We start from the raw sequence: 19,905 nt of genomic DNA on the forward strand, positions 1-19,905 counted from the left end.
ACCGGTCCACGGCCGTTATGAATTGTGTACCTTTGAAGGACATGCCATGTGCGGCATCGTAGGCGTAGTTTCTCAATCCCCGGTCAACCAGCTGATCTATGACAGCCTGCTGCTCCTGCAGCATCGCGGTCAGGACGCCGCCGGCATCGCCACGGCGAACGGCAGCAACTTCCACATGCACAAGGCCAACGGCATGGTGCGCGACGTGTTCCGCACGCGCAACATGCGCAGCCTGCCGGGTACCACCGGCATCGGCCAGGTGCGCTACCCGACGGCCGGTTCGGCATCGAGCGAAGAGGAAGCCCAGCCGTTCTACGTGAACGCACCGTTCGGCATCATCCTTGCCCACAACGGCAATCTGACCAACTGGCAGCAGCTGAAAGACGAGATGTTCCGCGTCGATCGCCGCCACATCAATACCAACTCCGACACCGAAGTGATGCTGAACGTGCTCGCGCACGAACTGCAGCTGTCGAGCTCGGGCCTGCAACTCGATCCGGCCGCGCTCTTCAAGGCAGTGTCGGGCGTGCATCGCCGGGTGCGCGGGTCGTATGCGATTGTTTCGCTGATCGCCGGTTACGGCCTGCTCGCGTTCCGTGACCCGTTCGGCATCCGTCCGCTGTGTCTCGGCAAGCAGGAAACGCCGGAGGGCATCGAATGGATCCTGGCGTCGGAATCGGTGGCGATCGAAGGTATTGGCTTCGAATTCGTGCGCGATATCGAGCCGGGCGAAGCGGTCTTCATCGACCTCGAAGGCAACTTCCACGCACAGCAATGCGCGACGGCCCCGAGCCTGAACCCGTGCATTTTCGAACTGGTGTATCTGGCGCGTCCGGACTCGGTGCTCGACGGCGTGCCGGTGTACAACGTGCGTCTGCGCATGGGCGACTACCTCGCCGAGAAGATCCGGCGCGAACTGCCTGACGTCGCGATCGACGTCGTGATGCCGATTCCCGATTCGTCGCGTCCGGCCGCGATGCAGGTCGCGAAGAAGCTGGGCGTCGAATATCGCGAAGGGTTCTTCAAGAACCGTTACGTCGGCCGTACGTTCATCATGCCCGGCCAGGCCGTGCGCAAGAAATCGGTGCGCCAGAAACTGAACGCGATGGGTATCGAGTTCAAGGGCAAGAACGTGCTGATCGTCGACGATTCGATTGTGCGTGGTACCACGTCGCACGAAATCGTGCAGATGGCGCGCGATGCAGGCGCGAACAAGGTGATCTTCGCTTCGGCGGCGCCGCCGGTGAAGTTCCCGAACGTGTACGGCATCGATATGCCGACGCGCGGTGAACTCGTCGCCCACGGCCGCACCGATGAGGAAGTGGCGCGCATGATTGGCGCTGACCATCTCGTTTATCAGGACGTTGACGCGCTGAAGCAGGCGGTTCGCGATATCAACCCGGCGCTGAAGACGTTCGAAGCGTCGTGCTTCGACGGCAACTACATCACCGGCGATGTCACGACCGAGTACCTCGATCGCATCGAGAGGGCTCGTCTTGCGCCTTCCGCGCAATCGGACCGCGACGCGGCGAGCGAAGCGATCGACGGCGGCGCCGCGCGTTCGCAATTGCATCTGCAACTGTCGGTCGAGTAAGGCTGCATGCGTGGCGCGATTGCCGGATGCACGGTACGCACCGCGCGTGTTAGGATGGCGGCTTGCGTCGATTTGAACTCAGCTTGCGGACGCGGGGCAACCCAAAACAGCTAAAGCGAACGGTGGTGAAACAGCAATACGCCATCGACGCTCCAGCTTTCCCCCGCACATGAAGCCCGCTTATGCCGACGCAAAGCGGGCTTTTTTGTCGCTGCCGTCTGTGAACGCGTGATCGGTTTCGTGCGTGTGCAGGCGCCAGCTCAGGAAAACGGAAACAGAAAGAACATGGACGACTCCCTTAACTTCGACACTCTCGCGGTGCGCTCAGGCACGCTGCGTAGCGAATTCAACGAACATTCGGAAGCGATCTTCCTCACGTCGAGCTTCTGCTTTTCGAGCGCCGCCGAAGCCGCCGACCGCTTCAGGCATTCCGAAGACTATTACACGTACTCGCGCTTCACGAACCCGACGGTGACGATGTTCCAGGACCGTCTGGCCGCGCTCGAAGGCGGCGAGGCGTGCATGGCCACCGCATCGGGCATGAGCGCGATCATGTCGGTGGTGATGGCGGCATTGCAGGCGGGCGATCACCTTGTCAGTTCGCAGAGCCTGTTCGGTTCCACGCTCGGCATGTTCTCGCAGATCTTCAGCAGGTTCGGCATCACGACGACCTTCGTCGATCCGAACGATCTCGACGCCTGGAAAAACGCAGTGCGTCCCGAGACAAAGATGTTCTTCCTCGAAACGCCGTCGAATCCGCTCACGGAAGTCGCCGATATCGAAGCGGTCGGCAAGATCGCGAAATCGGTGAACGCGCTGTTCGTGGTCGACAACTGCTTCTGCAGCCCGGCGTTGCAGCAGCCGCTGAAGCTGGGCGCGGACGTCGTCATGCATTCGGCGACCAAGTTCCTCGACGGTCAGGGTCGCGTGCTGGGCGGCGCGCTTGTCGGCTCGAAGCAGTTCATCATGGAAAAGGTGTTTCCGTTCGTGCGCAGCACGGGCCCGACGTTGTCGGCGTTCAATGCGTGGGTGCTGCTGAAGGGCATGGAAACGTTGTCGCTGCGGGTGGAAAAGCAGTCGGCGAACGCGCTTGACATCGCGCGCTGGCTCGAGGCGCATCCGGCCGTGAACCGCGTGTTCTATCCGGGCCTCGAATCGCATCCGCAATATGCGATCGCGAAACGTCAGCAGAAGGCGGGCGGCGCGGTTGTGTCGTTCGAGCTGAAGGGCGATTCGCCCGAAGCGATGCAGGCGAATGCCTGGCGTGTGATAGACAACACGAAGATCTGCTCGATCACCGGCAATCTCGGCGATACGCGTACCACGATCACGCATCCGGCGACGACCACGCATGGCCGAGTGACGCCGGAAGCGCGGGCGGCAGCGGGCATCACGGAAGGGCTGATCCGCCTCGCTGTCGGCCTCGAAAACCCGGACGACATTCGCAACGATCTGGCGCGCGGGCTGGCTGTTTGAATGGTGTGAGATGGCGCGTTGGGGCGTGGGCTTCGCTCATGCGCTGGCGCTTCTTCGGCCTGGTGCGTGCGCCTGGCGTTTAGTGCTGAAGCGCGCGCCACTGGCCGGGCGCAAGCCCGAAACGCCGTGTGAAAGCGTGCGTGAACGCGCTCTGGTCGCCGAAGCCGATGTCGAGCGCGATGTCCGACAGCGTGTGCCGTGGATCCGCCAGCAGCGCAAGCGACGTATCGAGCCGCAACCGTTGCAGATAACGATGAGGCGTTTCGCCAAACGCTTCGATGAAAAGCTGATGAAAACGCCGCATCCCGAAGCCGCAATGCGCGGCGAGATCGGCGATGCGCAACGGCTCGGACAGGCGCGCGCGCAACCAGCGGTCGATGCGAACGAAATCGAGCCCACAGGCGGGCAGCGCACCGGCGCCTGATCCTGTGGCGCCAGAATCGGACAGAATCGCCGCGCAGAGCCGCGCAGCGGCATTCCAGTTGAACTGGCGCACCCATGCTTCGTCCCCGGCATACGCAGCGCCTGTGGCGCTGGCAGCGACGGTGCGTACGAGCTCCGTCAGCGAGCCGTCGATCCCGACAGCGCGTGCACGGTCGAACAGCCGTTGCGGCACGGCGAGCGACGCCGCCGGCAGATCAAGTACAAGTTGCCGGTTCTCGCCGATGCCCGCGTAATCGTGACGTGAGCCAGCTGGAATCAGCCAGGCCGAACGGCTGTCGATCTCCTGGCCGACGCCGTCCACGGCCATCACCATCGCGCCGTCGAGCCCGAGTACGACCTGATGAAAGTCGTGCACATCGGTCGCCTCGATCGCGCCAAAGCGGCGCAATGAAACGGTGGGCCTGGCGACGGCAGCGTGGTGACCCATCTTTCAGAACGCGATCAGACGTCCAGCAGTTCGACTTCGAACACGAGCGTTGCATTCGGCGGAATCACGCCGCCCGCACCGCGTACGCCGTAGCCGAGTTGCGGCGGAATGGTCAGGCGGCGCACGCCACCGACTTTCATGCCCTGCACGCCCTCGTCCCAGCCCTTGATGACCATGCCGCCGCCGAGCACGAAGGCGAACGGATCGTTACGGTCCTTGCTCGAATCGAATTTCTGGCCATCGGTGAGCCAGCCGGTGTAATGGACGCTGACGGTCTTGCCAGCCTGCGCTTCAGTACCGGTGCCTTCGGTCAGGTCTTCGTATTTCAGGCCGGATTCGGTCGTGACAATCGACATGGGGAACTCCTCGAGACAGATCGTTCAAAACCGACATTGTAGGCGCGTTGCCCCTGCGCCCGCCAGCCGGCCATCCGGACTATGCCATCTGGCCGGGGGCGTTTCGTGGCGGGCGCGGCACCGCCCGTGCCTATAATGTGGCTTTGTTTTCGCGCACGCATTGCGCACCAGGATTTCGATCGTGACAACGTTTTTCAGCGGCACCCAGCAACCCGCCACGGCGCAGCCAGTCTCGCCGGACAGTGAACGTACCGCGCATCTTTGCGCCGAGGCCGCGCTTTTCATGCGCGATCATGTGTTGTCCCTCGTGTCGCATGATCTGCGCAGTCCGCTGAACGCGATTCACAGCTGGGCCTATGTACTTGAACGCAAGCTCGATGCGGGCGACGCCACGGCGCAGCGCGCCATTGCCGGCATCCGCAGCGGCGTCGACCAGCAGGTCAAGCTGCTGGAGTCGCTCGTCGACGCGACACGTGCCGAAACAAAGTCGCTTGCGCTTAACCGCGCGCCGTTTGCATTGCCCGCCATGATCGACGCGGCGCTCGACGCGGTCCGCACGCCGTTTGCTCAGGCGCGCGCGGTCACTGTCACGTCCGGTTCGACACTCGCGGGCGAGCCGCTCAACGGCGACGCCGCGCGCCTCGCGCAGGCCCTGTGGCTGATGCTGACGTTCGCCGTCGAATCCAGCGCCCGCGAAACCGGCGTCGTGCTCGAAAGCACGCTCGACGGCACCCTGTGGCAGGCAACGGTCGCGTTCACACCGGCGCCGGCCGCGCTCCACGACGCCACGCTTGCGCATCTGCTCGAAGCGTTCGCGCGACGCCAGGCGCAGGAACCGCGCGAAGCGGGGCGCATTGCGTGGGTACTGGCGTTGTGCAAACGCGTCGCCGAGGCCCACGGCGGCAAGTTCGAGCAGCATGAAGAGGCGCTCGTGCTGCGCGTTCCGCTCGCTGCCGCATGACCGGATTCGTGCGCTTCCGCCGGGGGATCTGCTTTCATCAATCTTTCAGCCTCTATACTGGCGACTTTTGTTTCCGGAGCCTTCTGCCTTGATTCAGGTCGTCGCCATTCTGGGTGCGCTGTTGCTGGTGGCACTCAACGGTTTCTTTGTTGCCGCCGAATTCGGGCTGGTGAAGTTGCGGCAAACACGCGTGCAGACGCTCGCGCAAAAGCACGGCCTGCGCGGCAAGTTGCTCGCCAGGGTGCACGGCCGTCTCGATGCGTACCTCTCCGCGTGCCAGCTTGGCATCACGCTGGCGTCACTCGGTCTTGGCTGGATCGGCGAACCCGCGTTTGCCGAACTGCTGCATCCGCTCTTCGGGCTCGTGGGTGTCGAATCGGAGAAGCTGATTCACGGCATTTCGCTCTTCTTCGCGTTTTCGTGTATTTCGTTCCTGCATATCGTGGTCGGCGAGCTGGCGCCCAAGTCGCTCGCCATCCGTCAGGCCGAGAAGATCGCGCTATGGGTCGCCATGCCGCTGTACGGTTTTTACTGGGCGATGTATCCGGCGATCTGGGTGCTCAATACCAGCGCGAACACCGTGCTGCGCATCGCCGGCCTGACGGCCGATCACGGTGGCGACACGCACTATTCGAACGATGAACTCAAGCTGATCCTGCGCGGTCGCCGCGAAGGCGCGGCGGGCAGCATCGCGGCTGCGTCGGCTGCGTCGGCTGCGTCGGTCGCGTCAGCTGTTTCAGCCGCCTATAGCCAGGACGAGTGGAACACGTTCGCCCATTCGCTCGATTTTTCGCGGCTGACGGTTTCCGACCTGATGCGTCCGGCACATGAGATGGTGGGTCTGCGCCGCGACCTGCCGTTGCGCGACAACATGCAGGTCGTCGCGCGTCACCGGTTCAGCCGCTATCCGCTGTTCGAAGACGCTTCAGGCGAGCGCGTCGCCGGCATGATTCATCTGAAGGACCTGCTGCTGGCACGTCAGGCGGGCAGCGTGCTGGAAGACCTCTCGCCCTATACACGGCCCGTGCAGTACGTGCAGCCGAACATGCCGGCGCTGGAGCTGTTTCGCCGTTTTCGCAAGGGCGCGCCGCATCTGGCGCTCGTCGGGCACAAGGGTGAAAAGCCGATCGGTTTTCTCACGCTCGACAATCTGCTCGGCGCGCTGGTCGGCCAGATTCACGACGAGTTCCGTCAGGGCGACGCCGACTGGACGCGGATGGACGACGGCACGCTGATGGGCAAGGGCAGCCTGCCCGTGGTGTCGCTGGAACGCGCGCTCGGTATCGATATCGACGAAGGACGGGCCGAATCGGTCGGCGGCCTTGTCATTCAGGCGCTCAACGATTTGCCGGCTGAAGGGCAGCGCGTGTCGTTCGACCGTTTCGACGTCGTCGTGAAGAAGATGCGCGGGCCGCGCATTGTGCTCGTGCGCGTCTATCCGAAAGAATTCGAGGACGAAGGCGGCTGACGCTCAACCGGCGGCAAGCAGCGGCACAAGCAGTGCCACAAGCAGTGCCACCGTTATCCGAACGCACCTTTGCGCGCGTTCGCGTCCGGCAGCTGACGCGTCTCGCGCACCGAACGCGGATGCCACAGCTTCGCACCACCTTCGATGCCGGCGTCATTCGACACGATCGCCACGTTCGGCGGCAATTCGAACTTCAGCCGCGCGGCGTTGCCGCCGCCAATCCACAGCTTGTCGTAGTTTACGAGCGAAGCGAGGATGCCGATGATCTTTTCCACGCGGCGATTCCATCGCCTGTCGCCGGCTTTCTTGCGCGCGGCATCGCCGATGTATTCGTCGTAAGCGCGGCCCTTGCTCACCGGGTGGTGCGCCAGTTCGAGATGCGGCATCAGTTCGCCGTCGCGAAAGAGGGCGGTGCCCGCGCCGGTGCCGAGCGTCAGCACGAACTCGATGCCTTTGCCTTCGATCGCGGCGAAACCCTGCATTTCGGCATCGTTGATCATGCGTACCGGCAGTCCGCCCAGCCGTGCCGCCAGATCGTCCGCGAGCGCGATGTCGTGCCAGCCGGTCACGCCGAAGTGCGGCGCCGTCAGGATGCGGTTATCGCGCACGAAGCCGGGAAAGCCGATCGAGATCTGCGTCGGCGGATATTGCGCGACGATCGGCGCAACCAGCGCGACCAGCGTATCGACGAGCTGATCCGGTGTGCACGGATGCGGCGTCGCCACGCGCACGCGCTCGGTCAGCATGTGTCCGGTTGCATCGATGATCGCGGCTTTCAGGCCCGTACCGCCGACGTCGACGGCCAGAATCTGCTCCGCTGTACTTCTGGTTTTCGGCTTGCGTGATGTCACCACATTGATCCCCTTATCGTGCTTCGTGCTTCGTGTTGTGTGAGCCGCGTTACTTCTTCCGGGCAGCGGTGTTTGCAACGTTATCCGGTGCGAGCGGTCGCCACGCGCGTCCGTCGCGGGCGAGTAGCGCGTCGCTTTGCGCAGGCCCCGCGCTGCCCGCCGGATACCCTTCCACGGGCAACGGGCCGCTTTCCGGATGCAGCACGTCTTCCACGGCGGCCCAGCTCGTCTCGATGCTGTCGGCGCGCTGGAACAGCGTGGCGTCGCCCAGCATGCAGTCGTACAGCAACGTTTCATAGCCGACGTTCGCGCGCTCCGTGAAGAAGTCGGCATAGTCGAACGCCGATTGCACCGGGCCGATCTGCATCACGGGACCGGGCACCTTCACATTGAAATCAAAGCGCGTGCCGTGCGCCGGGTCGATGCGCAGGGTCAGCACGTTGGGGGTCAGCGTGTCGACGGGGGTGTCGCGAAAGAGCCGGAACGGCACTGTTTTGAGGTGCACCGCGATCTCCGTGCGTCGCGCGGTGAGACGCTTGCCGGTGCGCAGATAAAACGGCACGCCCGCCCAGCGCCAGTTTTCGATGAACACGCGCGCCGCGGCATACGTCTCCGTGTGGCTATCCGCCGCGACATCGGGTTCTTCGCGATAACCCGGGCCGGCCGGACCTTTCTCGTACTGGCCGAACACGACGTCGCGCGCGTGGAGCGGCTGGATCGCATCGAAGATGTCGGCCTTCTTGTCGCGCACCGCTTCGGCCGCGAAGGAATTGGGCGGCTCCATGGCCACCATGCCGAGCAGCTGGAACAGGTGATTGGGCAGCATGTCGCGAAACGCGCCGGTCTGTTCGTAGAACTGGCCGCGCCCCTCGACGCCGATCGTCTCCGCCGCCGTGATCTGCACGTGATCGATGTACTCGCGTCGCCAGACCGGCTCGAAGATCGCGTTCGCGAAGCGCACGGCGAGAATGCTCTGCACCGTGTCCTTGCCGAGAAAATGGTCGATGCGATAGACCTGCGATTCCTTCGCGTAGCTCAGGATATGCGCGTTCAGATCGCGCGCGGACGCAAGGTCCGTGCCGAACGGCTTTTCGATGACGAGACGCCGGAAGCCGCCGCCTTCGTCTTCCTTCAGCAATCCCGCGCGGCCGAGACGTTCGACGATCGGTTTGAAGAAGCGCGAAGTGACCGCAAGATAAAAGATCACGTTGCTGCCAGCCCCGGTCCCGATCAACTGCTTCAGATTCGAGAACGTGTCGTCGGATTCGAATTCGCCGGCCATGTATTGCAGCCGCTGCGCGACCCAGTCCCACGCCTTTTCGTCGAGTTGCGTGGTATGGAAACTGCTCGCCTTGTCGGCGGCGAACTGCTGCAAGGACTTCTTGAGGTCGTCGCGCCATTCGGCGGTCTCGCGTTCGCCGTGATTCACGCCGATGATCTTCATGCCCGAATCGAGCAGGCCATCCGCCGACAGGTTGTAAAGCGCCGGCATCAGCAGACGTTTTGTGAGATCGCCACCCGCGCCGAAGATCACCAGCGTGCACGGCGGCGCGGGATGCCTGCCCGCCGCCGGAAGCGTGGCGCCTGCAGGCCCCGAACCCGCTTTCGTGCTGACACCGGCATTGGACGCGGTATTCGCTGGCTGCGCTGCATTCGTTTCGTTCGACATGGGTTTATTCCTTGAGGCTGTGCATGGGGCGATATAGAAAAGACCGCAGTCGAAGCCGCACAGTTCAAAAATCGCGCGGAATCTCACGCAGCGCCGGCAATCTGGCAATGTGCAGCCACGGAGCAGGCTATTTCGTGACGAGCGCTTCTTCGACTTCTCCCGCGACCGGCACGTTGCCTGACTGGCCCATTTCGCGCGGTTGCAGCAGCAGCGCGACGAGCCCGCTCCAGCCCGTCTGATGCGATGCACCGACGCCACGGCCGTTATCGCCGTGAAAGTATTCATGGAACAGCACGAGATCGCTCGAACGCGGGTCGGCCTCCAGCAGCGGATAGGCACCCATCACCGGACGATGCCCGTCGCGGTCTTTCAGGAACAGCGTGGTGACGCGCCGTGCGAGTTCGTCCGCGACCTCATTCAGCGAGAAGCACTGGCCGGAACCCGTCGGATACTCGACGCGAAAATCGTCGCCGTAATACCGGTGGAATTCGTAGAGCGATTCGATCAGCAGATAGTTGACCGGCATCCAGACCGGCCCGCGCCAGTTCGAATTGCCGCCGAACACGCGTGAATCCGATTCCGCCGGCAGGTACTTGATGCCGAAGCTGTTGCCGTTGTGTTCGTACACGAACGGGTGGTCGCGATGCACGCGCGAAAGCGCCCGCACGCCGTGATCGGAGAGAAATTCGGATTCGTCGAGCACGCGGCGCAGCAGTGCTTTCATGCGATGTCCGCGCAGCAGCGACAGCAGGAGGCTGTTGCCCTTGCCAGGTTCGTTCCAGCGCGACACGAGCCGCGCCAGATCGGGACGATGTTCGAGGAACCAGACGAGCCGGTCGCGCAGGCCGGGCAGGTCGCCATGCAGACGCTGTTCGAGCACGTGCACGGCAAAGAGCGGAATCAGTCCGACGATCGAGCGGATGCGCATCGGCACCATCGTGCCGTCGGGCAGTCGCAGCTTGTCATAGAAGAACTCGTCCTGCGAATCCCACAGGCCGGTGTCGCAACCGTCTTCGCAACTGACGGCCTCCGCGATGTACAGGAAGTGCTCGAAGAACTTCACGCCGATATCGACGAACACGTGATTGGCGTACGCGAGTTCCAGCGCGATACGCATCAAATCGAGTGCATACGCCGCCATCCAGGCGGTGCCATCGGCCTGGTCGATGTGGCCGCCCGTCGGCAGCGGCGAGGAACGATCGAAAATGCCGACGTTATCGAGGCCGAGAAAGCCGCCCTGAAAAATGTTGTGACCGTCGGCGTCCTTGCGGTTCACCCACCATGAGAAATTGAGCAGTAACTTGTGGAACACCAGTTCGAGGAAATCGCGATCGGCCTTGCCGGTAATCGCACGGTCGATTTCATAGACGCGCCATGTTGCCCACGCATGCACGGGCGGATTGGCGTCGCTGAATGCCCATTCGTACGCGGGCAACTGACCGTTCGGATGCTGGTAGCGGTCCTTCACGAGCAGCAGCAACTGCCGCTTGGCGAACGCGGGGTCGATCAGCGCAAAGGCGGCCGCATGAAATGCGAGATCCCATGATGCGTACCACGGGTATTCCCATTTGTCCGGCATCGACACGATGTCCGCGTTGCACAGATGCCGCCAGTCGGCATTGCGTCCGCGCTTGCGGCGCGCGGCGGGGGCGGGCTGCGCCTGGTCGCCGTCCATCCAGCGCTGGACGTCGAACTGGTAGTACTGCTTGGACCAGAGCATGCCGGCAAGCGCCTGACGCTGAACGAGCCGCGCATCGGGGTTGTCCATTTCGTGCTGCAGGGCCGCATAAAACTCGTTTGCTTCGGCAATGCGATGCGCGAAGAGTACATCGGCATCGAGCGGTACTTCGTCCGGCCCCGACTCGTGTCGCCAGCGCAGAAACACGACCGCGCGGGCATGCGGTTCCAGTTCGAAATGCACATGCGCACCCGCCTTCGTACCGCCGTCGCGACGCACTGCGTCGGCGTCGCCGTGCACGAGGTAATCGTTGAAACCGTCCTTGAACGGACCGTGGCCGGTCGTGTTGAAAAGCCGCTGGACGTTCGTTTCATTCTCGCAAAAGAGCCACGTCACTTCCGGCGTAACCGTCGCATCTTTCGACGGCTGGACCCACGCCGTGACGATGAGCGGATCGTGTCCCTGCATGCGTCCGACCAGATGCGGTGCGCTGTGCGAATCAGGGCTTTTTGTCAGCGAGGGTTTGTCCTTGAGGCCCTTCCACGACCACTTGTTGCGCGCCCAGATCTGCGGCAGCACGTCGAGCGAAGCTGCTTTGTCGGCGCGGTTCTCGACGCTCACGCGCATCACGATGTCGTCCGCGTTGTGCTTCGCATATTCGACTTCGACGTCGAAGTAGCCGTTGTCGTCGAATACACCTGTGTCGAGGATTTCGTACTCGGGCACGTCGGCACCGCGGCGTGCGTTTTCCTGGATCAGGTCGTCGTACGGATACGCCGCATGCGGGTACTTGTAGAGCATGCGCATGTACGAATGCGTCGGCGTGCCGTCGAGGTAGAAGTACAGCTCCTTCACGTCCTCGCCGTGATTACCCTGCTCGTTCGTGAGACCGAAGAGCCGTTCCTTGAGGATTGCGTCGCGACCGTTCCAGAGCGCGAGCGAGACGCACCAGCTGAGCGTGTCGTCGCCGAAACCGGCGATGCCGTCTTCGCCCCAGCGATAGGCCCGGCTGCGTGCATGGTCGTGCGGAAAATAGTCCCACGCCGTGCCGTTTTCGCTGTAATCCTCGCGCACCGTGCCCCATTGGCGCTCGCTGAGATACGGGCCCCAGCGTTGCCAGCGGGCGCATTCGCTGGAATGCAGACGGCGGCCTTCGGTGGTCTCGAGTATGTTGACGGCGCGCAGCGGTGACATAGACGTGTCCTTTAGCTTGGGCCCTGGCGGTCAGACGCACATCGTAGCGCGGTTTGGCTACCTCGGGTCAGATGCGTGCAAGCAGATACTCCACTCGCAGCAGCTCGCCCAGCGACCACGCCTGGAACGGTGTGCCGCCTGGCGTGTGCGGCGCGTCGCCGTCCGCCACCTCGGAAACGTGATCGAGACCCGCGTGATCGAGATGCGCGTGAAGCGGCGCCAGAAAACCGGCCTCGGCTTCAGCGCGACTCACGCCGTTCATCCCGTGCACGCGCAGCCATGCCTCGACAAACGGGCCGAGCAGCCACGGCCACACGGTGCCCTGGTGATACGCACCATCGCGTTCGAACGGGCCGCCGCCATAGTGAGCGCAATAGGCATGATCCGACGGCGCGAGCGTACGCAAACCGACAGGTGTCAGCAGATGTGTTTGCACGTGCTCGACGACGGCTCGCGCGGCCGCGCCCTCGAGCAGCGCGAACGGCAAGCCGCCGACGGCGAAGATCTGGTTTGGCCGCAGCGCACGATCGACCTGCCCCGCGACGTGATTGACGTCGACGACATCGAACAGCGCGCCCGTCGATGCATCGATAAAGCGCGCGTTGAATGCCTGCGATGCACGTGTCGCGAGGTCCTGCCATTGCGCGTTCCATGCCGACGCAATGCGCAACACGTTGATCCACAGTGCCTGGATTTCCACGGGCTTGCCGATGCGCGGTGTGACGACCCAGTCGCCGGCTCGTGCGTCCATCCATGTCAGCTGCGTGCCGGGCACGCCGGCGCGCAGCAGGCCGTCGGCATCCGCTGCGATACCGAAGCGCGTGCCCTGCGAATAGCCTGTGAGAATCGCGTCGACCGTCTGCTGGAGGCGCGTGCGCGTTGCAGGACTCGCATGACCGGTTGCGAGGTAGTCGTGCACGGCAACCGCGAACCATAGCGACGCATCGACGGAGTTGTATTCGGGCGCGTTGCCGTAGTCGGGGAAGCGGTTGGGCAGCATGCCTTCGGAGAGCGTGCCGGTCCATTCGAGCAGAATGGACTCCGCTTCGGCGAGCCGGCCCGATGTGATGAGCAGCCCCCGCATCGCGATGAACGTGTCGCGACCCCAGTCGGTGAACCACGGGAACCCGGCGATGATCGTGCGGCCCGTGTTGCGCGACACGACATAAGCGTCGGCGGAGCGCTGCAGACGTGAGCCGAACGCGGCGCGGCGCTGCTGTTCGATATCGGCGAGTTCGCCGGCGCGTTGTGCGGGATAACTCGCGGCTTCTGTGCGCTGCGGGTTTTGCGTGTCCTGTTTATCGGCGCTCAGGATCATGAGCGCTTCGCCGCTCTCGAGATCGAAGGAAAACACACCGGGCGTGGCGAGGTCTTCGGTGAAATCGAGCCCGCGTTCGCGCTCGCGGAGATAGCAGAAGTTGCGATACCAGTCGGGTGCGTGCGAATACGTGCCGTTTGTCGATGCGTGAATGACCGGCAAATCGCCGTAAGGCTGCCAGCTGACGCGCGACTGATCCTGTTGTGCGTTGAAGTTGAACGCCGGATTCTCGTGATGCAGCGCGTGATAGTCGCGGCCGGAAAGCAGCGGCCGGACCTTCAGGATCAGGTTGCCCGTGCCCGGCAGCGCACGGCTTCGTTCGGGCCGCCAGCGCAGCACGGTTTCGCCAGTCGCCTTCGCGACGAATATCTCGACGCTCAATACCGTGTTCGTGTCGATCTGCAGGCGCCACGTGGGCCACGGTGCGGTGTCGAAGCTCAGGATACGCGCTGCAATGTCGGGATAAACGAGATCGGGCGCGTAGCGCTGCATCGTGAGCGGATAGCGTGCGCCGTTACCTTCGAGCCACGCCTCGATGCCGTTCACGAGCACAACACGACCCGCTGCCGACGCAGTGAGCAGGAGCGCGTGATAACGGCGCGTGCGTGTCGTGCCGACCGTGCCCGATGCAAAGCCGCCGAAGGCGTCGGCTTCGAGCCATTCGTCTTCGAGTCGTGCTGCTTCGATGGGCGCGGCGACATGGGTCATCGGTTCACGGACCGCACGAAGTCGTCGACGGTTATCGCGTGAGGCAATGACGCGCGAATCGAGCGGCGCGACATCAGCGCCTGGCTCACCGTTACGTTGTTGTTCGTCGAAGTCATGTGTCTGCGATGGTGGGATCGGTCGGACAATGTCCGATTCTATCGGCTTGCGCGCGTGCGTGGTCCCAGTGTGCCGCAAGCGCCGTTCATGTAGTTTTTCTTTCCTCAACCTTTCGATGTGCGAACGCAGCGCGCAGCGCATTCGCATCGACGGCGGTGTCGCTGGACGCCACCCCGGACGGCGCGGTTGCCGACGTTCAGGCGGGCCTTGGCTACGGACATCCGTCAGGTCGGCGGCCGCGCTGCGTTATGAGCCGGGCGACAGCAGCAGCCGGACGCATTGTTCCCCTTCACCCGCAGACGAAGGTGATAACCAATGACCTCGAATAGCCGTTGATCCGAAGCACCGGCGTGTTAAGTTGCAATGCTCCGGGGTTTCAAGGGTTCGCTTCAGTCGAGAAAGACGTAGTCGGCGAGGTAAGGGCTTCGGCCTTCCTGACCTTCCCGCGTGCACGGATGAAGCGGCGCGATGCCGCCTCGCGTGTTCCAGCGCTGCACGTAGCGTACCGATGCCAGTTGCCCTGGTCCGCCTGCACTGGTTGCCTGCAGTAACAGCAACGGAATGCTGCCCGGCTGCTGCGAATTGGGCATCTGCTGCAGCACCTTGCCGGTAATCCTGCTGCCGTCCGTTGCTTCCCATGTCGGCCCGGCATAGTGTTTTGCCACCAGCTTTCCCGATCCGTCGTACAGATCAGCTTGCGGCGCCTTGAAGACCCACGCCAGATGATTGTTCTGGTCGCGCCTGCACACGTAGATCTGCACGCCGGAAGCGTCAAGCGATGCGACGACATGTTGTGCGCCGGCAGGTTGCAGTTCGGGCGGCGGAGTTGCCTGCGCTGTCGCGATGCAGCACGCCGCGAGCCCGGTGCAACATGTGATGAGGTGCGCCAGGCGGCCCGATCGATAAGCGTTGCGTGTCATATGTCCTCCGGAGCGAAGGCCGGTCAAACCGCTTGCGCGAAGACGTGCCTTCAGCCGCGCGCGGCCTTTGCGCGCCAGGCATCGAGGCCATGCCGGGCCTGATTACGGATTGCGCCCTGAACGAACGGCGTCCATCCCAGCAGCGTACCCTTGATTCCCAGTGCCTGTCGCGTCCAGCCCCACAGGTCGAAGGTATCGCGCTGCTCGACGATGAGTCCGCCGCTAAAACGAAACCGCGACTGGACGTGATTCACCACCGGCCGGCCGCTTTGCGTGAACATGTAACGGGCGATCCATTTCGCGCTGCCGCTGGTTTCGTCCGCATCGACCTGGTTGAAGGAAACGGAAAAATCCTGCGCACGTTGGGTGAGCATGCGCCACATATCGCCGGCTTCACTGCCGCGCAGTTCGCCGAACACCGGATCGCCAAAGACGACGTCTTCGGCATAACAGGCGCTCATCGTCTCTGCGTCCAGCTGCTGGAACGCCTGATAGAAACGCTCGATCAGGGCAGCGTTCGCATGGTCCATTTTCATGATCTCCCCGTGTGATTCCTGAACATGCAGCACCGCACACCCGCGGCAAGGCAGGCTGCGCTTCGCCGGTTCAACAGGTTGCCTGCAACAGGGATGCCTGTCCAGTGGCGGGCCCTGTTCCTAAGGGTTTCACCATTTTTCGTTATATCCGATAGAATATAGCGATGCGCCTGTCGAACGGCTCCTGTCAGGGCAACAGGCGGTGAATATCACGTGGAGGTGCAGGTTGGTCCGCAGTCGGCGCATGATTTCTGATCGATCGATCTGGCCCGGTGAGCCTTCGGGCGATTTCGTGTCGACGATTACGGCTCTGAAGCCCACATCGGATCTCGAACGTGCCGAGCTGATCGTGGGTCTGTGCGTCGAGCATGTGCTGAACCGGCACTTTCCCAGGCGTCTGCTTGAGCGGGCTTCGCCCACGTAACAAACATCGGAAAACCCCGGCCGTCGGCGTTGTATCACGATTGAAATTTGCATCGATGTATACGGTGGTATATTTCGCTGAAGTGAAGTTGCACGGTGGAGAAGCGCTGTCGACAGCGTCAAACCTGCCGTAAAACCGGAACAGGATTCGAGGTCATCATGCACACTCCGCCGTTTCGTCTCGCCCGCACGCCGGGCCTCGCTCAACCCGAAGACGAGGCTGGAGCCTGGCCGCGTACGGGCGATGCATGTTGCCAGCCGACGCGGCCGCAGTTGTCCAGCTCAAGGCGCCGTGTGCGCCTTGCTGAGCTCGATCCGCATCTGCACTGCTCGGTCATCGGCACCTGCCTGACGACGCACGAACTGCGCAAGATCGTGTCGAAGTTCGCCGACGTGGACCGGGAGCATGCGAGCGACCTTGAGATTCACCACGCGGCAGTCGAGCTTGCCATGGAAGGCGGCGCGGGTGGCAAGGCACTGCACAAGGCGCTGGATGAGCGCTACGTGGGCGCCATACGGCGTTTCGACAAGGCGCGCGACGCCGAAGCGCTACTTGCCATGTGGGATGAAGCGCTCGCGAACGGTGACATTCCGCCCGCGTACTGGGCGCTGATGACGCATCCGCAAGCGACGATGCACGAGCGGCAGGTCGCGTTTGGCGCGTTGCACATGCTGTCGCATCTGGTGGGCGCGGCGAACCGCGCCGATATTCGTCGCCTTGTCGCACTGGAAGCGGAGAGTGCGACGTTGCGCGACAGGGTCGAGCGCCAGCAGAAGCGTCTGCACGAAATGAGCATCCAGCGGGATACGTCGATTCGCGAACTCTCGGCGCAAATCGCGCAGCTAACGATGCAACTCGAGCGCAAGAGCACAAGCGATGAAGCGAGCTTTCAAGCCGAGGTGTCGACGCTGCGCGATGCACTCGCGGCCCGCGACGCGCGCCTTGCGCTCCACACGAGCCGGCGCGAGGCCGCTGAGCAGCGCGCGGCAAAAGAGCAGGAATACGCGCAGGCGCTACGCGAGAGTCTCGACGAAGCACTCGCGCTGCTTGACATCGTGCAGGCCGAAGCAGGTGCCATGGAGCGAACGATGCAGCTTTCCGCGGAAGCGCCCGATGCGCATCAGGCACTTCTCGATGCGTTAGGCGGCAAGCGCATCGTCTACGTGGGCGGGCGGCCGGGCTCGAACGCCGCGCTCCGGCGAATCGTCGAATCGGCGGGCGGAGCGTTGACACTGCATGACGGTGGCGTTGAAGACAGAAAAGGTCTGCTGGCGGCGGCGTTGCCGCGTGCGGACATGGTGGTTTTTCCGGTCGACTGCGTGGACCACGATTCGATGAACATGCTCAAGCGCGTGTGCGAACGACATCAGGTCACGTATTACCCGTTGCGTACCGCCAGCATCGCAAGCTTCGTCGAACGGGTGACGCGTGCCCACGCGGCGTCTCTCGCGGCAGGTGCGCCACGCGCCTCGCGGTTTTGTCTGCGACACGGTTGACTGCAATCGGGCGCTACCAGGCGGAATCAGTCCGCTCAGCGTTTGACGAGTCTGGTGAGCGCGGTGATCTGGGCCGCGCATGCCGCGGCGGCCTGTTGTTCGATGTCGCGATACAGACGGATGATCTCTTCGCCGACGGGCGTGAGGACGCTGCCGCCGCCGCTCTGGCCGCCGTGTTCCGAGACGGTAGCGGGCGATTTGAGCGAGCGGTTCAGTTCGTCCATCAGCAGCCACGCGCGCCGGTACGACATGTTGAGGCTGCGTGCAGCCGCTGAAATCGAACCGTGCTCCCGCACGGCTTCGAGCAGCGAGACCTTGCCAGGCCCGAGCGCGATCGTGCCTGCCTGCTGGATGCGCATGCGAAAGCGCACCTCCGGTCGGGCTTGTGCCAGATTCTTCATGTTGTTTGCGGGTTTAGCCATGCGCGAAAGCATACACGATGGCGACGCGCGTTCGCGCAGGCAGGTGCGTCAATGTCCGTGCGGGAAGCAGTAACCGAAGTCTTCGCATCCCGGGCAACCCGGCGCCGGGCCAGGTTCCGTTCCGCGAGCCAGCGCGAGTTCACGCGCGAGAAATTTTTTCCATCGCAGGCTGGCGGTATTGCGGATGACCAGCGTCGGGAAATAACGCTCGAGCATCGCGGTTACGTCGTCACGGCCGCTTAAGCCGAGATCGCGCCACAGATGATCCGGCCTCAGACATGCATGCGCGACGATCGCCGCGATGCAGCGCATGTCGTCCTCGTTTGTCGACGGGTTTGCGTGGGTTTGAAGCAATGCGGCAAGCGCGCTCAAAAAATCCGCGTGTGCTGAAGCGGGAAGCGTAGCCGGCAACGCCAGAATGCGTGGTGGCTTTGCTACGTTTGGGAAGTGTCGTTTAAAAAGGGCGTCCAGCGCATTTTGCGTAACGCCGAGCAGTGCGATTTCTCCGCGCACTTCGCGCGCCGCGATCAGGCGCGCAAACAATCGTGCGTCTGGCGTGGGCGATTCGTCCGTCGCGACGAGCAGTTCGTTCTCGCGCGCAGCGGATGCTTCGTCCAGGTTCGATGCATGCAGTGCCGTGGATGGTACCGGCGGACTTACGCGGGGCGAGTGCTCGTTCATAAAGCGGCGGGTTTAAGGCCTGAGTACCCGCGTTTCAATTCGCGCGAGCCGCTTCACATGGCGCGGCGCGGAATGAATGTCCGTGCCGGAGAAGAGCACTGGCGCGCCATGCTCCGCGTCCAGCGGCTGGCCGCCGCATTCACAGGCAATCAGAACCTGTTCGCCCACAGGCGTATTGAACAGTTCGTGCCACGAAAACGTGACCGCGTATCCGTCATGAGCGCTTGCGATCATCGCCATCCGCTTGAAATCTCCCGGCGAATCGCAGCGCAGGCCGGCAAGACTGATGAGTTCCTTGAGCAGGACACCGCGATAACGATCGACCGTGCGGATAAACCGGTCGGTCGTGAAGCACCGCAGGTCGAAGGTATCGGCAAGTACGTTCGCGCGCGCCCTCAGTTCATCCACGGAAAACGACATGGCGCGCAATACGTCGCCCGTCAGCGAAATCCCGCCAGGCGTTGCATGCTCCGCAATCGCCGGTGCTGTCGATGTCATGACCTGCTCGAATTTTGCCGCGGTATCTGCCATACCCATCTTCGATCCTCCGCCGGCCATGCCGGCTTGTTCATCGCTATGTCTCTGGGTATATTACGCTGCGATCGGGCGCGATTGCACGCCGGATCGCTCGATATGCATCATATCCGCCGGCATATTCTGATCTTTGCGCTTCGTGGCGCGTTGCCGCGCCGGCATCGGGTTGCGCGCGACGGTTACTGGTCGACGCCCACGATCACGCTCGATGCCTTGAAGACCGCCGCGGCAGCCTTGCCGCTGGCGAGCCCGAGACGCTCGACGCTGTCGTTGGTGATGATCGCCGCGATCTGCGCACCGCCGGCTGCGGCGATGATGACCTCGGCATTCACCGCGCCCTTGTTCACGGTCGAAACCGTGCCCGCGACGACGTTGCGCGCCGACACCTTGCTGCCGTCGACATCGACCATCACGAGCACCGACGAAGCCTTCACCAGCGCGAACGCCGGTTTGCCCGCCGCAAGCCCCAGTGCTGCTGCGCTGCCGTGCGTGATGACGGCGACGATGTCGAGGCCGTCCTGCGTGCGCAGCGCGATTTCGTCGTTGACGGCGCCGGCCTTGACGCTCGTGACCTGACCGGAAAAATGATTACGGGCACTCGTTCGCATGTCTGTCTCCGTGTGAGATTCCC

General features: G+C 63.2%; 18 protein-coding genes. 6 read left to right on the plus strand and 12 right to left on the minus strand.

Going from position 1 to position 19,905, the window contains the following annotated elements:
- The first annotated feature begins 46 nt into the window (after positions 1 to 46).
- Both purF and LPA37_RS13790 read left to right on the plus strand, forming a co-directional pair.
- A complete protein-coding gene (gene purF / locus LPA37_RS13785) occupies positions 47 to 1,594 on the plus strand; it encodes an amidophosphoribosyltransferase (protein WP_229012884.1) in 1,548 nt (515 codons plus the stop codon).
- Between the two features lie 285 nt (positions 1,595 to 1,879).
- Positions 1,880 to 3,070, plus strand: a complete 1,191-nt coding sequence (locus LPA37_RS13790; protein WP_229012885.1) for an O-succinylhomoserine sulfhydrylase — start codon at positions 1,880 to 1,882, stop codon at positions 3,068 to 3,070.
- Between the two features lie 79 nt (positions 3,071 to 3,149).
- Here the strand turns inward: LPA37_RS13790 and LPA37_RS13795 are convergent, their stop codons facing one another.
- A complete protein-coding gene (locus tag LPA37_RS13795) occupies positions 3,150 to 3,941 on the minus strand; it encodes an AraC family transcriptional regulator (protein ID WP_229012886.1) in 792 nt (263 codons plus the stop codon).
- A 14-nt stretch (positions 3,942 to 3,955) separates the two neighbouring features.
- Positions 3,956 to 4,297 carry an FKBP-type peptidyl-prolyl cis-trans isomerase gene (locus LPA37_RS13800; RefSeq protein WP_090536727.1) on the minus strand — a complete coding sequence of 114 codons (342 nt, stop codon included), beginning with the start codon at positions 4,295 to 4,297 and terminating at the stop codon, positions 3,956 to 3,958.
- 181 nt (positions 4,298 to 4,478) lie between these two features.
- Here LPA37_RS13800 and LPA37_RS13805 point away from each other — a divergent pair, with 181 nt between their 5' ends.
- Both LPA37_RS13805 and LPA37_RS13810 read left to right on the plus strand, forming a co-directional pair.
- On the plus strand, positions 4,479 to 5,258 hold the full coding sequence (locus LPA37_RS13805; protein WP_229012887.1) for a sensor histidine kinase: 780 nt from the start codon (positions 4,479 to 4,481) through the stop codon (positions 5,256 to 5,258).
- Between the two features lie 88 nt (positions 5,259 to 5,346).
- The gene (locus tag LPA37_RS13810; protein ID WP_229012888.1) at positions 5,347 to 6,726 is read left to right on the plus strand and encodes a hemolysin family protein; all 1,380 of its coding nucleotides are present in this window, start codon (positions 5,347 to 5,349) and stop codon (positions 6,724 to 6,726) included.
- A gap of 53 nt (positions 6,727 to 6,779) precedes the next feature.
- On the opposite strand, the gene LPA37_RS13815 is transcribed toward LPA37_RS13810, so the two are convergent.
- The 6 genes from LPA37_RS13815 to LPA37_RS13840 form a co-directional block, all read right to left on the minus strand.
- Entirely contained in the window at positions 6,780 to 7,577 is a 798-nt protein-coding gene (locus tag LPA37_RS13815) for an ROK family protein (protein ID WP_228978504.1), read from the minus strand.
- A 49-nt stretch (positions 7,578 to 7,626) separates the two neighbouring features.
- Positions 7,627 to 9,246, minus strand: a complete 1,620-nt coding sequence (gene zwf, locus LPA37_RS13820) for a glucose-6-phosphate dehydrogenase (RefSeq protein ID WP_229012889.1) — start codon at positions 9,244 to 9,246, stop codon at positions 7,627 to 7,629.
- Between the two features lie 127 nt (positions 9,247 to 9,373).
- A complete protein-coding gene (locus LPA37_RS13825; protein WP_229012890.1) occupies positions 9,374 to 12,118 on the minus strand; it encodes an MGH1-like glycoside hydrolase domain-containing protein in 2,745 nt (914 codons plus the stop codon).
- Positions 12,119 to 12,185: 67 nt separating this feature from the next.
- Positions 12,186 to 14,144 carry an amylo-alpha-1,6-glucosidase gene (locus LPA37_RS13830; protein WP_229012891.1) on the minus strand — a complete coding sequence of 653 codons (1,959 nt, stop codon included), beginning with the start codon at positions 14,142 to 14,144 and terminating at the stop codon, positions 12,186 to 12,188.
- A 506-nt stretch (positions 14,145 to 14,650) separates the two neighbouring features.
- A complete protein-coding gene (locus tag LPA37_RS13835) occupies positions 14,651 to 15,181 on the minus strand; it encodes a DUF3455 domain-containing protein (RefSeq protein ID WP_229012892.1) in 531 nt (176 codons plus the stop codon).
- A gap of 50 nt (positions 15,182 to 15,231) precedes the next feature.
- Entirely contained in the window at positions 15,232 to 15,711 is a 480-nt protein-coding gene (locus tag LPA37_RS13840) for a nuclear transport factor 2 family protein (RefSeq protein WP_229012919.1), read from the minus strand.
- Between the two features lie 250 nt (positions 15,712 to 15,961).
- Between LPA37_RS13840 and LPA37_RS13845 the strand changes: the two genes are divergently transcribed.
- Together LPA37_RS13845 and LPA37_RS13850 are read left to right on the plus strand one after the other, a co-directional pair.
- Positions 15,962 to 16,141, plus strand: coding sequence for a hypothetical protein (locus LPA37_RS13845; protein WP_229012893.1), 180 nt, complete (start codon positions 15,962 to 15,964; stop codon positions 16,139 to 16,141).
- Between the two features lie 158 nt (positions 16,142 to 16,299).
- On the plus strand, positions 16,300 to 17,637 hold the full coding sequence (locus tag LPA37_RS13850; protein WP_229012894.1) for a DUF2325 domain-containing protein: 1,338 nt from the start codon (positions 16,300 to 16,302) through the stop codon (positions 17,635 to 17,637).
- 35 nt (positions 17,638 to 17,672) lie between these two features.
- Here the strand turns inward: LPA37_RS13850 and LPA37_RS13855 are convergent, their stop codons facing one another.
- The 4 genes from LPA37_RS13855 to LPA37_RS13870 form a co-directional block, all read right to left on the minus strand.
- A complete protein-coding gene (locus LPA37_RS13855) occupies positions 17,673 to 17,996 on the minus strand; it encodes a winged helix-turn-helix domain-containing protein (protein ID WP_407672524.1) in 324 nt (107 codons plus the stop codon).
- Between the two features lie 111 nt (positions 17,997 to 18,107).
- The gene (locus LPA37_RS13860) at positions 18,108 to 18,740 is read right to left on the minus strand and encodes a nitrogen fixation protein NifQ (RefSeq protein ID WP_324251884.1); all 633 of its coding nucleotides are present in this window, start codon (positions 18,738 to 18,740) and stop codon (positions 18,108 to 18,110) included.
- Positions 18,741 to 18,752: 12 nt separating this feature from the next.
- Positions 18,753 to 19,277, minus strand: a complete 525-nt coding sequence (locus tag LPA37_RS13865) for a molybdopterin-dependent oxidoreductase (protein WP_407672522.1) — start codon at positions 19,275 to 19,277, stop codon at positions 18,753 to 18,755.
- A 176-nt stretch (positions 19,278 to 19,453) separates the two neighbouring features.
- Positions 19,454 to 19,882, minus strand: a complete 429-nt coding sequence (locus tag LPA37_RS13870; protein WP_228978439.1) for a TOBE domain-containing protein — start codon at positions 19,880 to 19,882, stop codon at positions 19,454 to 19,456.
- Positions 19,883 to 19,905: the final 23 nt, after the last annotated feature.

This window comes from Paraburkholderia gardini (assembly GCF_907164545.1).
Lineage (GTDB): Bacteria > Pseudomonadota > Gammaproteobacteria > Burkholderiales > Burkholderiaceae > Paraburkholderia > Paraburkholderia gardini.

What these genes read in the sequence shown, in the direction of transcription:
- purF (WP_229012884.1), top strand. Translation starts at nt 47, where the DNA reads ATGTGCGGCATCGTAGGCGTAGTTTCTCAATCCCCGGTCAACCAGCTG.
- LPA37_RS13790 (WP_229012885.1), top strand. Translation starts at nt 1,880, where the DNA reads ATGGACGACTCCCTTAACTTCGACACTCTCGCGGTGCGCTCAGGCACG.
- LPA37_RS13795 (WP_229012886.1), bottom strand. Translation starts at nt 3,941, where the DNA reads ATGGGTCACCACGCTGCCGTCGCCAGGCCCACCGTTTCATTGCGCCGC.
- LPA37_RS13800 (WP_090536727.1), bottom strand. Translation starts at nt 4,297, where the DNA reads ATGTCGATTGTCACGACCGAATCCGGCCTGAAATACGAAGACCTGACC.
- zwf (WP_229012889.1), bottom strand. Translation starts at nt 9,246, where the DNA reads ATGTCGAACGAAACGAATGCAGCGCAGCCAGCGAATACCGCGTCCAAT.
- LPA37_RS13825 (WP_229012890.1), bottom strand. Translation starts at nt 12,118, where the DNA reads ATGTCACCGCTGCGCGCCGTCAACATACTCGAGACCACCGAAGGCCGC.
- LPA37_RS13830 (WP_229012891.1), bottom strand. Translation starts at nt 14,144, where the DNA reads ATGACCCATGTCGCCGCGCCCATCGAAGCAGCACGACTCGAAGACGAA.
- LPA37_RS13835 (WP_229012892.1), bottom strand. Translation starts at nt 15,181, where the DNA reads ATGACACGCAACGCTTATCGATCGGGCCGCCTGGCGCACCTCATCACA.
- LPA37_RS13840 (WP_229012919.1), bottom strand. Translation starts at nt 15,711, where the DNA reads ATGGACCATGCGAACGCTGCCCTGATCGAGCGTTTCTATCAGGCGTTC.
- LPA37_RS13845 (WP_229012893.1), top strand. Translation starts at nt 15,962, where the DNA reads ATGATTTCTGATCGATCGATCTGGCCCGGTGAGCCTTCGGGCGATTTC.
- LPA37_RS13850 (WP_229012894.1), top strand. Translation starts at nt 16,300, where the DNA reads ATGCACACTCCGCCGTTTCGTCTCGCCCGCACGCCGGGCCTCGCTCAA.
- LPA37_RS13855 (WP_407672524.1), bottom strand. Translation starts at nt 17,996, where the DNA reads ATGCGCATCCAGCAGGCAGGCACGATCGCGCTCGGGCCTGGCAAGGTC.
- LPA37_RS13860 (WP_324251884.1), bottom strand. Translation starts at nt 18,740, where the DNA reads ATGAACGAGCACTCGCCCCGCGTAAGTCCGCCGGTACCATCCACGGCA.
- LPA37_RS13865 (WP_407672522.1), bottom strand. Translation starts at nt 19,277, where the DNA reads ATGGGTATGGCAGATACCGCGGCAAAATTCGAGCAGGTCATGACATCG.
- LPA37_RS13870 (WP_228978439.1), bottom strand. Translation starts at nt 19,882, where the DNA reads ATGCGAACGAGTGCCCGTAATCATTTTTCCGGTCAGGTCACGAGCGTC.